General features: G+C 56.8%; 10 protein-coding genes. 8 read left to right on the plus strand and 2 right to left on the minus strand.

Annotation, left to right across the window (positions count from 1 at the left end; genetic code table 11):
- Position 1: 1 nt before the first annotated feature.
- From BLR09_RS02140 to BLR09_RS02175, 8 genes are all read left to right on the plus strand, one after another.
- Positions 2-2,629, plus strand: a complete 2,628-nt coding sequence (locus tag BLR09_RS02140; protein WP_093197100.1) for a PQQ-dependent sugar dehydrogenase — start codon at positions 2-4, stop codon at positions 2,627-2,629.
- 102 nt (positions 2,630-2,731) lie between these two features.
- Complete coding sequence (locus BLR09_RS02145; RefSeq protein ID WP_093197102.1) at positions 2,732-3,925, plus strand: Gfo/Idh/MocA family protein; 1,194 nt, start codon at positions 2,732-2,734, stop codon at positions 3,923-3,925.
- Positions 3,922-4,872, plus strand: coding sequence for a Gfo/Idh/MocA family protein (locus BLR09_RS02150; protein ID WP_093197105.1), 951 nt, complete (start codon positions 3,922-3,924; stop codon positions 4,870-4,872). The genes BLR09_RS02145 and BLR09_RS02150 overlap by 4 nt, the downstream gene beginning before the upstream one ends.
- Positions 4,873-4,887: 15 nt before the next feature.
- Complete coding sequence (locus BLR09_RS02155; RefSeq protein ID WP_093197107.1) at positions 4,888-5,628, plus strand: glycerophosphodiester phosphodiesterase; 741 nt, start codon at positions 4,888-4,890, stop codon at positions 5,626-5,628.
- Positions 5,625-6,785: an MFS transporter gene (locus BLR09_RS02160; protein ID WP_093197110.1), complete on the plus strand. Its 1,161-nt coding sequence runs from the start codon at positions 5,625-5,627 to the stop codon at positions 6,783-6,785. The genes BLR09_RS02155 and BLR09_RS02160 overlap by 4 nt, the downstream gene beginning before the upstream one ends.
- Positions 6,778-8,295 (plus strand): ADP-ribosylglycohydrolase family protein, encoded by a 1,518-nt coding sequence (locus BLR09_RS02165; protein WP_093197111.1) that lies wholly within the window; start codon positions 6,778-6,780, stop codon positions 8,293-8,295. The genes BLR09_RS02160 and BLR09_RS02165 overlap by 8 nt, the downstream gene beginning before the upstream one ends.
- A 45-nt stretch (positions 8,296-8,340) precedes the next feature.
- Positions 8,341-8,655: a hypothetical protein gene (locus BLR09_RS02170; protein WP_093197114.1), complete on the plus strand. Its 315-nt coding sequence runs from the start codon at positions 8,341-8,343 to the stop codon at positions 8,653-8,655.
- A 143-nt stretch (positions 8,656-8,798) separates the two neighbouring features.
- On the plus strand, positions 8,799-9,602 hold the full coding sequence (locus BLR09_RS02175) for a nuclear transport factor 2 family protein (RefSeq protein WP_093197116.1): 804 nt from the start codon (positions 8,799-8,801) through the stop codon (positions 9,600-9,602).
- 31 nt (positions 9,603-9,633) lie between these two features.
- Here the strand turns inward: BLR09_RS02175 and BLR09_RS02180 are convergent, their stop codons facing one another.
- Complete coding sequence (locus BLR09_RS02180) at positions 9,634-11,046, minus strand: SusD/RagB family nutrient-binding outer membrane lipoprotein (RefSeq protein WP_093197119.1); 1,413 nt, start codon at positions 11,044-11,046, stop codon at positions 9,634-9,636.
- 12 nt (positions 11,047-11,058) lie between these two features.
- Entirely contained in the window at positions 11,059-14,181 is a 3,123-nt protein-coding gene (locus tag BLR09_RS02185) for a SusC/RagA family TonB-linked outer membrane protein (RefSeq protein WP_093197121.1), read from the minus strand.
- Between the last annotated feature and the right edge of the window lie 235 nt (positions 14,182-14,416).

Consider the following 14,416-nt stretch of genomic DNA (forward strand, 5'->3'; position numbering starts at 1 on the left):
TATGCATTACCTCCTGAGTTTGGTTACGTTCTGGTTTCTGTCGCCGTTTGCCGGTGATCCTCCGAAAAAAAGTACAACCGCGCCGCCCGACAGCAGCCGGTTTACGCACATGACCCTGGCGGATGGGTTCGACGAACCCATGCAACTCGCTGTTTTGCCGGACAACAGCGTCCTGGTAGCAGAGCGAAAGGGCGCCGTGCGGATGTATGACTCGGCTGAAAAGCGGCTGAAGACCATCGCACATTTCAACGTGTACAGCGGTATCGAGGATGGCCTGCTGGGCGTGGCCGCCGACCCGCAATTCGCCCAAAATCACTGGGTGTATTTTTATTACGGCCTGGCTGGGAACCGGAACGTCAGCCAGCTCGTCCGGATGGAACTGAGGGGCACCGAGCTGATTGCTTCGTCGAAAAAAATCCTGCTGGAGATACCCACCCAGCGCACGTACTGCTGTCACTCAGCAGGTTACATTACATTCGGAGCCGACGGACTCCTGTACCTTTCGGTAGGAGATAATACCAACGCCGAAGAAATCGAGGGGCATAATCCGACAGACGAGCGGCCGGGTCGCTCCCTGGCCGACGGGCAGGGCACCTCTGCCAACAGCAATGACTATCGGGGAAAAATCCTGCGCATCCGGCCCCTGCCGGACGGTACCTATGCCATTCCCGAGGGTAACCTTTTCCCGAAAGACGGCTCCAAAGGCAAGCCGGAAATCTATGTCATGGGTTGCCGGAACCCGTTCCGGGTATCTGTCGACCCGAAAAACGGCTATGTCTACTGGGGCGACGTCGGGCCGGATACCCAGGTCCCGGCCGAGGAAGGTACTATGAGCTACGACGAGATCAACCAGGCGCGAAAACCGGGATTTTTCGGCTATCCGTACTTCCTGGGCGCGAACGAGGCTTTTCCGAAATATGATTTCGCAACGAAGAAGGAAGGCCCGAAACAGGATCCGGCACATCCCGTAAACCTGTCGCCCAATAACACCGGTGTCCGGGAATTGCCGCCGGCCCAACCGGCTTTCATCTGGTACGGGAAGGGGCCATCGAAACGCTGGCCGCTGGTCGGCAAAGGTGGGGCCAGCGCGATGGCCGGGCCGGTTTATTACAGCGATCGTTTCAAAAATGCCGCTTACCGTCTGCCGGAATATTACAACGGTAAGCTATTTATCTACGAGTGGATTCGTCATTGGATGATGGTGGTGACACTCGATGAAGAGGGTAATTACGTTTCGATGGAGCCTTTCCTGCCGCAGCTCAAGGTGGTAGCGCCGATCGACATGCAGTTTGCGTCCGACGGGGCGATCTACCTCCTCGCCTATGGTACCAACTGGTTTGCCCGGAATACTGACGCCGGCCTGATTCGGGTGGAGTACACGGAAGGCAACCGGAATCCGATCGCAGATATACGGGTCGACAAGCGGTACGGCGGCCTGCCGATGACGGTACAACTCTCTGCTGCTCAGTCGAAAGACTATGACGGTGACTCGTTATCCTATGAATGGAAGATCGGTAGTATCCGGAAAAAGGGCATGTCTGTCAAGCACACGTTTACGCAACCCGGCGCCCACCCGATCTCGCTGACCGTCTCGGATCCGCACGGTGGCAAAAGTACTTCTTCGATTCAGGTGAAAGCCGGGAACACACCCCCGCAGGTCGCAATTCGTACTGCCGCCAACCGTACCTTCTACCAGGACGGCGGGAAGCTGGATTACGAAGTAATTATCCGCGACGCGGAAGACAAAAAAATCGACCCCACCCGCACACAGGTTTCCTTCCACTACCTGCCGTTTGGAAAAGACATGGCCAGCGTATTGTCGGCCGGGGAATCGGCGGCGCACGCCGGCGGACAGAAGCGGTTTCTCTCGCTCGACTGCAAATCCTGCCACGCCGTAAATGCCAAATCCATCGGTCCGAACCTGACAGAAATTGCACGCCGCTACCACGAAAAAGGCGCGCGTGAGCCGCTGATCGACAAGATCATACAGGGCGGAAGCGGTAATTGGGGAAGTTATCCCATGCCGCCGCACCCGACCCTCCCCCGGCAGGAAGCAGGCGAGATTGTCGACTACATCCTTGCGCTTGCCGAAAAACCCGTCTCCCTTCCGCTGAAGGGTTCGGTGGCCCTCGACCGCCACCAGGGCAAAGAAGGCGCCTATCTGCTTCAGGCCACATACAAAGACGGCGGTGCGCGGGGAATCGAAGCGCTGACGTCGTCCGAAAGGATTATCCTCCGGGACCCGCAGTTTGAAATGGAAGACTATGCCGAAGGGAATGTCGGCGTTACCATCGCGACCAAAAACACCGGATTTGTTTCCTACATCCGCGGGCTGACCGACGGCCGGTATGTACGCTTCAACGGTTTTGACCTGACCGGTATCCGCTCGATTACCTTCCGCGTGCTCGAACAGGGAGCGGGCGGTACCATCGAAATCCGTACAGGCAGCAAAACCGGTCCGGTGATCGGTACGGCGATTGTCGCCGCCGGCCACGCCGACACCTGGAAAGAACACTCCGCCACGCTCACCCCTACTACCGGCACCCACGATCTCTACTTCCTCTTCCGCAACCCGGACCATGTGAATCAGCAGTTGTTTTATGTGGATTGGGGGAGGGTGGGGAAATGAGGAGTCTGTTTTCGGTTTTCTGTTTCCGGTTTTCAGTTGGGGATCCGACGAAGCCTGTGGAAACAGAAAACTGAAAACCCCTAAACTGAAAACCGTTTTTCTATGTCTCAAAAAATCGCCATGCTCGGCTCCGGGTTCATCGCCCGGTTTTATGCCGACTCCATTCAGGGAATCCGCAGTCAGGACAAGATTGTCTCCGTATACTCCCGCCGGGAAGAAAGTGCCCGGAAATTTGCCGATGACTATGCTGTGGCTCACTCGACGACGTCTATGCTCGAAGCCATTCAGCATCCGGAGGCAGACGTAGTCGTCATCGCCCTGCCCAACAACCTCCACGAAGAGGCGGTACTCGCCGCGGCAGCCGCCGGCAAGGGGGTACTTTGCACAAAACCCCTCGGCCGCAACGCCGAAGAGGCCCTTCGTATGCTCCAAGCAGTGGAGGCGGCCGGCGTCTTTCACGGATACCTCGAAGACCTCGTTTACACGCCAAAATTCCTGAAATCACTTTCCAGCGTGCAGGAAGGCCACATCGGGCAGATTCTCTGGGCTCGCTCGCGCGAGACGCACCCCGGCCCGCACAGCGACTGGTTCTGGAACCAGGACGAGTCGGGCGGCGGCGCGATCCTTGATCTGGGCTGCCATTGCATCGAAATCACACGCAGTTATATCGGGAAAGACATCCGGCCGGTCGAAGTCATGTGCTGGGCCGATACGCAGGTAAAACCGATCACAGCCGAGGACCACGCCGTAGGCCTCGTGAGGTACGAAACCGGCGCGGTAGCGCAGTTTGAAGTGAGCTGGACGTTCCGCGGCGGCCTCGACCTCCGTGACGAAGTCATGGGCACCGAGGGTACCATCTGGGTCAATAACTTCCTCCGGACCGGTCTGGAAATGTTTGTCTCCGGAAAAGGCGGAAACTACGTCGCCGAAAAATCGGAAAGCAACAGCGGCTGGATCTTCCCCGTGGGCGACGAAGTACATGACCTCGGCTACAATACCATGTTTGCCGATATGTTTTTTTCGATGGAAACCGGTACCGAAGGTCGTGAGACGTTTTACGACGGCTATGTCGTAAACGCCATCATGGACGCGGCGATGAAATCCGCCAAAACCAAGCTCTGGGAACCGATAGAGCTGCCGCTCTGGCGTGGGAAAGAAGGCGTCACAAAGATCTCTGCCCTGCAGGAATACGACGAAGAACACTACCTCATCAAGCAGGAAACCATCCACGATGGTCGAACAAAGGTCATCGTCAAGGAAAAACAAAGCGGCAAAATCAGCGAGCGGGTACTATGAATCCACGGAGAACCTTTCTCAAAAATGTCTCCCTGGCTGGAATGAGTCTGGGCCTCGGGGCCTGGGCTTCTCCGCCGGAGACCCGGCGTATCGGCATTATCGGCCTGGATACGTCGCACAGCGAAGTCTTTACCCGTTTAATCCATGAATCATCCGGCGCATACCGCGTTGTGGCGGCCTATGCGCAGGGCAGTAAAGATATTCCGTCGGCGCTGCAATTACGCCCGGGCGTAACACAGGCGGTGCAGAAGATGGGCGTTGAGCTCGTCGGCTCCATCGCCGAACTGCTCGACAAAGTAGATTGTGTATTACTGGAAACGAACGACGGTCGCCCGCACCTCGAACAGGTACTCCCGGTCCTGAAGGCCGGGAAACGCGTCTTCGTCGACAAACCCCTCGCCGCCAGTCTTGCCGACGCCGAGCGGATTTTCCAGGCGGCGGAAGACGCCAAAACACCGCTTTTTACCACGTCGGCCCTCCGCTTTGACGCCAACGTGCAAAAGGTCGCCAACGGATCGATCGGCGCCGTGACCGGCGCCGATGTCTACGCCCCCGCCACGCTCGATCCGCATCACCTGGACCTGGCCTGGTATGCCATTCACGGGGTAGAGATGCTCTGCACGGTAATGGGTACGGGCTGCAGGCGTGTGTCGCGTGTGTACGAGGCGGGTACGGATCTCGTCACGGCCGTGTGGGAAGACGGGCGGATCGGTACCGTCCGCGGCATCCGGAAAGGAGCCACGAATATTGCCGGTACGGCTTTCGGCGAAAAAGGCATTGCACCGCTGGGGCCGTTTTCGTCTTATCAGCCGCTGATCGATCAGATTCTACGCTTTTTTGATACCGGCGTACCGCCTGTTACCCCGCAGCAAACCCTGGAAATTTTCCGTTTTCTGGACGCCGCCGACCGGAGTCGCCGGAAGAACGGAAAAACCATCGTTCTCTGACACCGCACCACCAACGTGAACAAACTCTTTCTTCTTGCCGGACTGCTGATCACCTTCAGCAGTCCGGCCCAGCAGGTCATTGCCCACCGGGGCGCCTGGAAAAACTCGGCTCAGAACTCCCTGGCTTCGCTGCGCGAGGCTATCCGGCTGGGCTGTTACGGCAGCGAATTCGATGTGCACCTCTCGGCCGATTCCGTGCCCGTGATCAGTCATGACCACGAGATCGGTGGACTTTCCATCGAAAAAAGCACCGTCGCCGAACTCTCCCGCGTGCGCCTGGCCAACGGCGAGTCTGTACCGACCCTCGAAGCCTACCTGCGGGAAGGGTTACGTCAGCGAAAAACGAAGCTCATCCTCGAAATCAAGGTATCCCGGATCAGTCCGGAACGTTCGCTGCTGCTGACGAAATACTGTGTGCGTCTCGTCCGAAAACTGAAAGCCCGGAAACAGGTGGAGTACATCAGCTTCGGGCTGCCGGTTTGCCGTAAAATCCGCGAACTGGACCCCAAAGCACCGGTTTACTACCTCAACGGAGACATTGCTCCGGGAAGCCTTCCCGGGGGTATTCAGGCCGACTATCCCTATCCCGCCTGGGAGAAGAACCCCGGCTGGCTGCCGGAAGCGCATGCCCGGAAACAGAAGGCCAACGTCTGGACGGTTAACGATTCAGAACGGATGCATGCATTCATCGATCGCCGCATCGACTTTATCACCACAGACGAACCCGAACGTCTCCTCCAACTTCTCCGCCCATGAATTACCGGCTGGCCCTGATGATCTTCCTGCAGTTTTTTACCTGGGGCACGTGGTACGGGCAGATCACCAAATACCTCGCCGTGCGGCTCGACGCCAGCGGCCAGCAGCAGGGAGCTGTTTTTGCGACCTTCAGCCTGGCGATGCTGGTGGCTCCTTTTTTTGTGGGGTTCGTGTCCGACCGGTACTTTTCGGCCCAGAGGGTACTGGCTGTTCTCGCGCTGGCAGGGTCGGCGCTGCTTTTTTTACTGCCGGGCATAAGCGATCCGGCTGTCTTTTTCGGGTACATGCTCGTGTACTGCCTGACGTTTACCCCAACGCTGGCGCTCACGACGCGCATCGCCATGTACCACCTGGCCGCTCCCGAGCGGCAGTATCCGGGCGTCCGCATCTGGGGGACGGTGGCCTGGATACTGGTCAGCAACCTGATCGGTTACCTGCACGCCGGAACCAGCCCGGTGCTTTTTCAGATCGGGGGTACGGCGTCGCTGCTGCTGGGTCTTTTTGCATGGACATTGCCGGATACGCCTCCGGCAACTTCGGCGCCTGTGAGCTGGCGGCATCTGGCTGGCGTAGATGCGTTTGCCTTGCTCAGTAAACCGGGATACGGACTTTTCTTCGCCGCTTCTGTCCTGATTTGCCTACCCTTGTCTTTCTATTATGCGATGGCGAACCCAGCCCTGACCGACGGCGGTCTGCCAAACGTAGAAAGCACCATGTCACTCGGTCAGGTATCGGAAGCGGGATTTCTGCTCCTCCTCCCGCTCGCCTACCGGAAGCTGGGTGTGAAGGGCACGCTTGTCATCGCCCTGGTTGCGTGGACGGTTCGCTTCCTCTGTTTTGCGTCCGGAAATGTGGCGTTGTTTTATCCGGGGATACTGTTGCATGGCATCTGTTACGATTTCTTTTTTGTGACGGGTCAATTGTATACCGACCGGCAGGCCGGTCCTGCTATCAAAACCCAGGCGCAGAGCCTGCTGACGTTTGCGACCTATGGCGTGGGAATGGGATTAGGATCACTGCTTTCCGGCCGGATGAAGGACGTTTTTACCGCCGGCGGGACTACCCAATGGGCGTACTTCTGGCTCGTTCCTGCCGGGGTATCGGCTGTTATTCTCTGCTTTTTCCTTTTCACCCGTTTTCCGGAAAGTCATGAATAGATTGTTGCTGCTCGTTTTGTTTTTCGCGGGACAGGTTGCCCGTTCCCAGACACTTACCCTCTCGCACGACCGTCTTCTTGATAAAATCAAAGGCGGCTGGGCCGGGCAGACCATCGGGGTGACCTATGGCTGGCCGACAGAGTTCGTACACATGGGTACGTTTATCCCTGATTATCAACCCATTCATTGGGATAAGGGGTATGTCTCCCGGGCCATGACGGAGTTTCCGGGTTTGTTTGACGACCTCTATATGGATCTGACGTTTGTGGAAACGTTCCGGCGACTCGGCCTGGAAGCGCCTGCCGACTCGTTTGCCGTCGCCTATGCCCGGAAAGACTACGAGCTCTGGCATGCCAATCAGGCCGGCCGGTACAATGTCCGGCAGGGGTTACGGCCGCCGGCTTCCGGCCACTGGCTGAACAATCCGCATGCGGATGACATTGATTTTCAGATAGAAGCGGATTTTGCAGGATTGATGAGCCCCGGTATGCCGCGGGCTGCAGCGGCGGTATGCGATAAAATCGGGCGGATCATGAATTCGGGCGACGGCTATTACGGCGGATTATATGTCGCGACGCTGTACGCGCTGGCCTTCACCGACCGGCCCATCCCGGCGCTGGTACGCGAAGCGCTGAAAGCCATTCCACGCCAAAGCACTTTTTACCAGTGCATTTCAGATGCAATCCGCTGGCACGACCGCTTTCCGAACGACTGGAAACGCGCCTGGTTTGAGCTCCAGCGCCGCTGGGCCGAAGATACCGGCTGCCCCGACGGCGTTTTTCATCCGCTTGACATCGACGCGAAGATGAATGCGGCCTATGTCGTCCTCGGGTTATTGTATGGAAAGGGAGACATAGGCCGTACCCTCGATATTTCCACCCGGATGGGGCAGGATTCGGACTGTAATCCCTCCACCGCCGCCGGTATACTTGGTACGCTGATCGGCTACAGCCATATTCCGGAACGCTGGCTCGCGCCCGTACAGGAAGCCGAACACCGCGTATTCAGCCATACCTCGCTTTGCCTCCGCGATGCCTACGACCTGAGCTACCGCCAGGCCCTGGAGCATATTCGCCTGAACGGGGGTATTGTCTCTGAAAAAACCGTCCGGATTCCGTGGAAACCACCCGTACCGGCGCCACTGGAGGTGAATTTTGCCGGTCATATCCCGCTTCGGAAGAACTGGCTGGGTGTCGGTATTGAAAAAGAATACACGTTTGAAACCGGAAAAGGTATCGGATTTGTCCTCCGCGGCTATGTCCGGAAAAAACAGAACGGTATTGCGGATCGCCCGGTCCGCGCCGCGCTGTACGTAGACGGAACAAAGGTTGAAGAAGCGGTTTTTCCGACAGGCGTCAACGACCGGCGAACGGAACTATTCTGGCGATACCAGCTGGATGACAAACCGCATACTGTGCGCATCGTCGTACTCAATCCGGATCCGGGGTACGATCTGTATGCGAGCGAATGTTTGCTCTACGGGAAAACCGGACTCAATTCGGTCCGGTAAAGCAACAATTCCGGCCGCTGTTGAGTACTTTTCCGAAAAAAAAACATGACACTGGCCGAAACCCGCTTTCACGAAATAGCTGCCCAACTACCGGAGGCTGTAAAAGGCAAAATGTTCGGCGCGCTCTGCCTCAAGGCGCCAAACGGAAAGGCTGCGCTGATGGTCTGGCACGGGTTTATGATTTTCAAACTCGATAAACCGGCGCTGAACGAAACCCTCAGCCTCGATGGCGCACAACTCTTCACACCAATGGAAGGGCGCCCGATGAACGGCTGGGTACAACTGGACGCCTCTCACGCCGACCGCTGGGAATCGCTTGCCGGAGAAGCCTTCGCCTATGTCCGGACGCTGGAAAAGTAACCCGTTCGTGTGCGGGCTACCTGACAACGTGGATATAGATAGCGACTGAAACTCAGTCTGGAAGCAGATGAACGCAATTCATCCGCCTGGGTTTGGTATCTTTCCTGTTGTTGCGGTTCTTTTGGGTTTGATCCTTCATCCGTATGAAACCTGCCCTGCTCCTCCCGGCTTTTCTGGCTACGCTGTCTCTTTATGGCCAGCGCCCCATCGATACACTGATAAAAGCCGAGCAGCATTTTGCCGGGGCTGCCGCCAAAGACGGCCTGAAAGCTGCTTTTCTTGCCGCCCTGTCCGACGAATCGCTGGTATACCGCGGTACCCGTTTTGTTCCGGGAAAAGCTTTTTACGAAAAAGTACCGGATACTTCACCTTTTCTGCTGTCCTGGAAGCCTGCCTATGCCGAAATTTCCGCTGCCGGGGATCTTGGCTTCACGACCGGACCTTTCGATATCCGCAATCCGGCAGGCGGTGAACCAACCGGCTACGGTCATTTCGTTTCCATCTGGCAAAAAGAGGCAGATGGTACCTGGAAAAACCGGATGGACCTCGGGATTTCGCATCCCCGGCCAACGGAAGATGAACACCTGACAACTTATCAACCCGAAACCGTACCGGGCACGCTTGCCGAACTGGCAGAGGCCGAACGGCGCTTCGTTGCGACCGCGCAAAACGACCTCGCCGGAGCGTTGAAGGCAGTATTCACCGATCACAGTCGCCTGCTGGTGGACGGAGCGCTCCCTTATTCCGGTCCTGCTGCACAAGCCTATGCCCGGACAATATCCGGCGGGCGACCCTACGAAACACTCCGGACGGTCCTTTCCCTCTCCGGTGATTTGGGGTACTCGTACGGCTACTCTCCTTCCGAAAAGGGCGGATACCTCCGTGTCTGGCGACGGCTGCGCGACGGCTGGAAACTCGCGCTTCAGGTTACCGCGCCGGGGCAATAAAAAAGCCGGCCTTGCGGGGCCGGCTTTTCCTCTACTTTTTATCCCACCACAAAGGCTCGGAGAGCGGTACTTCTGCGGGGACATTGTTCCCGTTTTTGGAGATTTCACCGCTGGGATAGGCTACCCGTCGGATAAAGGTCGTCAACGCAGCGTTCTCCGGTAGCTTGAAGCCTTTATACTTGTAGTCGAACCGCCGGGCGTCGTTCCACGCCTCCGGGTTGAGGTAGGTCGCGACATATTTTTCCTTGAAAATCAGGTCGAGCGTCAGCGCAGACTCACCTACGCTGACGGATGCATTGGCTACGTATGCGTCGCGGGCAGCGGTCGCCACGCCGAATTTATCCATGTTCGCGCGGATACCTGCCAGGTACGCCGCATAGGCTTTGGTCTTATCTCCGGCACGGAAAGCCGCTTCGGCTTCGATGAACTTCAATTCGGCGAAGGTGACGAGAAACAGGGGAGATTCATCGCCGGTCCACGTTGAATTAAGCGAGATGTAGCACTCATCCTTGATCGTATTGGCCGCGCCGACATTACCTCTGCCGTTCACGGTGCCGACATAGTTGTCATTCACCGTCTTATCCGTAATCTTCTCGATGCGTGGGTCGAAGACACCATAGGTTTTACCGCTCAGCTGGTCCACCAACTGGCTTGATAACCAGCCGTCCAGCAACAGGGAAGCATTGTTCCGCGCCACCTGCGCCCAGGGATTCCGGGTCTGGAAAGAAGCCATCTGCGCGTCGTCGGCATTGGAAGTATAGGAGCTGCCAAGAGCCGCGAGTACGTCGGCCGGTTTATACGATGCCGTTTTCGATACGCGGTTCAGCAGGCGAGCTTTAAGGGCATAGGCCGTCTTGATCCAGGCCGCGGTTTTTCCTCCGTGGATCAGGTCGTTCGAGGCATTGAGTTTCACCTTTGAATCCGTTTTCGCCAGCTCGGTAATCGCTTCGTTGAGCAGGCTTGTCGCTGCGGCATAGAGGTCCGTGGCCTTGTCGTACTTCGGCGTCAGAATGGTTCCCAGAAAAGCCTCTGCATAGGGTGCGTCTCCAAAAAGATCAGAAATCAGCATCAGGTGATAGGCCATCATGACATCGGCGGCGCCGACGTATTCGGAAGCTCCCTGTTCGGTTGCTTTCCTCTTCAGGTCGTAGATATCCGCCATGCCGAGGTAAATCGCGTCCCAGGTACTGGTGTAATCCGTGACCTGGTAGGTATCGGTGGATCCCGCTGTGCTCGAATTGGCCAGGTATTGTACAAAATAGGACGTGATATTCGACACCCGCTGGGAGTTCAATGCTGTTTTTTGGGTTGAAGTCGATAGCATCGCCGACAGCGGCGGATTCGAAATCAGGTTTGGATTTTCGTTCAGATCGAAGTACTTCTTGCAACCTGCGAGGCTCGTGAGCAGCAGGCCTGACAACAGAATATAGCGTATCTTTTTCATGCGAAAGAAGGATTAAAAACCAACGTTTACGGTAAACAGGACGCTCCGCAGCGCCGGATAGGTGAAGCCCGAGAAGCCATCGACATTGCTGCCGCTGCTCATTGTACTCGCCTCAGGATCGTATCCGGAGTACCCTGTCCAGAGTACCAGGTTGTTGCCGGTGACACTGAGACGGGCATTCTTCACGAACGATCCCTTCAACAGAGCCGCCGGCAATGAATACGCCAGGCCGACCGACCGCAGGCGTACCCACGAGGCGTCCTCGATGAAATTCTCGGACGCTCCGCGGTGCACGTTCCGGTAAAAGCCGTTTCCGTAGTTCACACCATCGGGTCCGACGCCCTGGCCCAGCCAGACGGCTTTGGTATTCCGGGACCCGTCGGCCAGCACGCCGTCAAATACCTTGACATCGTTGCGGTCTTCGGTGTATTTCGCGATTCCGAAAGCAGAAAAGAAGTTACCCATCTGGTTGTACCGCTTCTGGCCGACGCGGGCGTCAAACAGCGCCGTCAGCGAAAAGTTTTTGTATCGCAACGTGTTGTTCAACCCGGCGAGCCACTTCGGTTGGGTATTGCCAAGCAGTTTCTGGGCGGAGCTGATGACGGGGAAGCCGTTGGCTCCGATGACGACGGCCCGGTTTTTGTCGAGTACACCCGGTATTTCTTCCGATGCCGTTGGGTAGTACCGCTGATAAGCCCGGCCATAGAGGTTACCGTAGGCCATACCGGGTACGAGTTTCATCGTCACGGTCGAGTTGGCATAGCCGTATTCGGAAGCATAGTTGATCTCCGTCAGGCCCTCTCGGATGCTGAGTACCTTGTTTCGGTTGGCGGAGAAATTCAGGCTGACATCCCAGGAAAAATCTCTTGACTGAATGGGCGTACCCCGCAGCACCAGTTCCACACCCCGGTTGCGCATCTGCCCGGAGTTAATGGCGGCCTGGACATAGCCCGTCGTGGAGCTGACATTCACCTGAATAATCTGGTCTTTGCTGACGGAGTTGTAGAAGGTAAAGTCAAGGCCGAGCCGTTTTTTGAGGAAGCTCAGTTCTACTCCGGCCTCCCAGGTATCGGTAAATTCAGGGCGCAGGTCGGGGTTGCCGAGCAATGAGCCGCGTGTGAAGCCCGTCATTCCCGACGGCAAACTCTGGTAGGCCGCATAGCCGTTGGCCGTGGAATAGGGCGCGGCATCCTTCCCGATTTTCGCGTAAGACGCCCGCAGTTTCCCCATCGTAATGAACTGAGGCAGGTTCAGGTGCTGGGAGAAAAGGTACCCGAGACTTGCCGAGGGATAAAAGAAAGAGTTATTCGGCGATTGCAGCGACGAGGTAATATCGTTCCGGCCCGTCAGCGTCAGGAAGAGATAATCCTTGTAATCGAGCGTCAGTTCGCCGAACAGACCCATCAACCGGTAGTCTTCACCACCCTGGCTGGCGACGATGGTCTTCGCGTTGCGGAGGTCGAAATAGTTGTATACCGTCAGCTCTGTCCCGTCGATGCCGAAGCTTCGCACTTTCCGGTCGTAGAGGTCGTGCCCCAGGCGCAGAGTAGTATTGAGTGACTGGCCGAACTTATGCGTCGCGGCGGCGGAGAAGGTGGAAGTAATCGCCCGGAAGTTGGCGTGGTGCTGCTTCACGAAACCCAATCCGTTGTCTTCAAACGGAATTTCGTTGGCAATACCCATCGGTCCCGGCGCCGTAAAAAGGCGGTCTTCCGAGTAGGTATCCAGACCGGCGCGGTAGTTGAATGTCAGCCAGCTCAGCGGCGTATAGGTAAATCCGGCGCCGCCAATGAAGCGGTTGACGTTGTCCTTGAAACGATTCGTCATAGCCGCGTAGATCGGGTTGCCGTTGTCCACCGAATAGGCGTTCATGGACCCGTCGGCTTTCTGGTAATCGCGGACATCGTAGCGGGGAGACCAGTAGCTCAGCAACTCGCTGTACCGGTTGGCGTTATAGCGGTCGCCCCCGGAATTGACGAAACTCAGGTTCACGGAAGTTGAAAACTGGTCGCTGATTTTCGCCTGGGTATTCAGGCGGAGCGTGAGTTTCTTGTAGTTCGTAAACGGAATAATTCCCTCCTGCGAAAGGTGTGAAACCGAGGACAGGTACGTAATCCGGTCTGAACCACCTGAAAAGGAGATGTTATTCTGAAATTGAGAACCCGTCTGGTACGCGTCCTTGAACTGATTGTAGAGCTTTTTCGGGTGAGTAGGGTCAATTTTGACCGCCTCTTCTACCGTCGGACCGAACGAAGGCCAGAAGCTTTTCGGGTCGTACACGCCCATCCAGCCGATGGTATATTTATCCTGCACTTCAGGCAGTTTATTCGGGGAATCGAAGCCATAGCTGCCGGTATAATTCACGCGCATAGCGCCGGCTTTGCCTGATTTCGTGGTGATAACAACTACCCCATTCGCGCCGCGGAGACCGTACAGCGCCGTGGCCGCGCCGCCTTTGAGGATATTGATGGTTTCGATGTCGTCGGGGTTGATATCGGCCGCCCGGTTGGTCATGCCCCGGCTGGCAGTTTCGTCGCCGCCCTGGGTGGAAGTTGAGTTGTCGAGCAGGACGCCGTCAACCACAAACAGCGGCTGGTTATCCCGGCCTACGTCAATCGAGTTGATTCCGCGGATGAGAATGCGGGCGCCCTGACCGGGCGCACCTCCGGTACCGGAGATGGTTACCCCGGCTACTTTTCCCTGAAGGGCGTTGACCATGTTGGTCTGCCGGTTCTGCATGAGTTCGTCGGAACTGACGCTCTGGGCGGCATAACCGAGCGCTTTTTTCTCCCGGCTGATGCCGAGCGCGGTGACGACTACTTCGTTGAGCGCGGTGTTGTAGGGTTTGAGCCGGACGTCGATAACGGTACGTCCGCTCACCGGTACTTCCTGTGTCGTAAAACCGACGGAACTGAACACCAGAACGGGGTTCCCGGAGCTGGTCAACGCGAAGGAGTACTGCCCTTTCCCGTCGGTCACCGTACCCTGGGACGTTCCTTTGACGTAGACGTTTACTCCGGGAACGGGCGAGGCATCCGCCTCCGAAGTAACGGTACCGCTGACCTGAACGCGTTGAGCGACGGCAGCACTACCAAACAGCAAGAGTATCAGGTAAGTGTGTAAAGTTTTACGCATTTTTCGATGGGTGAAGTGAATAAAAGTAATTACCTACTGCAAGGTGAGGGATTTTTGGTAGGAAGAAAAGGGTACGTTACCGAAAAGTTTCGGGATAATGCCAGGTTTATGGCAGGCGGGGAAGATCCCCGGGCCGACGCCCGGGGTTACCGGAGTTTGACCCCTTCAGGGTCAGCCCGGCACAACGAAAAAAGACTCCGTCTCCGGAGCCTTTCTTCAGGTAGTTTTAAGCAGA

Origin of the sequence: Siphonobacter aquaeclarae, assembly GCF_900103285.1 — a bacterium.
GTDB lineage: Bacteria > Bacteroidota > Bacteroidia > Cytophagales > Spirosomataceae > Siphonobacter > Siphonobacter aquaeclarae.

Excerpts from the sequence above, each read along its gene's own strand:
- BLR09_RS02140 (WP_093197100.1), top strand. The coding sequence starts at position 2 with ATGCATTACCTCCTGAGTTTGGTTACGTTCTGGTTTCTGTCGCCGTTT.
- BLR09_RS02145 (WP_093197102.1), top strand. The coding sequence starts at position 2,732 with ATGTCTCAAAAAATCGCCATGCTCGGCTCCGGGTTCATCGCCCGGTTT.
- BLR09_RS02150 (WP_093197105.1), top strand. The coding sequence starts at position 3,922 with ATGAATCCACGGAGAACCTTTCTCAAAAATGTCTCCCTGGCTGGAATG.
- BLR09_RS02160 (WP_093197110.1), top strand. The coding sequence starts at position 5,625 with ATGAATTACCGGCTGGCCCTGATGATCTTCCTGCAGTTTTTTACCTGG.
- BLR09_RS02165 (WP_093197111.1), top strand. The coding sequence starts at position 6,778 with ATGAATAGATTGTTGCTGCTCGTTTTGTTTTTCGCGGGACAGGTTGCC.
- BLR09_RS02170 (WP_093197114.1), top strand. The coding sequence starts at position 8,341 with ATGACACTGGCCGAAACCCGCTTTCACGAAATAGCTGCCCAACTACCG.
- BLR09_RS02175 (WP_093197116.1), top strand. The coding sequence starts at position 8,799 with ATGAAACCTGCCCTGCTCCTCCCGGCTTTTCTGGCTACGCTGTCTCTT.
- BLR09_RS02180 (WP_093197119.1), bottom strand. The coding sequence starts at position 11,046 with ATGAAAAAGATACGCTATATTCTGTTGTCAGGCCTGCTGCTCACGAGC.
- BLR09_RS02185 (WP_093197121.1), bottom strand. The coding sequence starts at position 14,181 with ATGCGTAAAACTTTACACACTTACCTGATACTCTTGCTGTTTGGTAGT.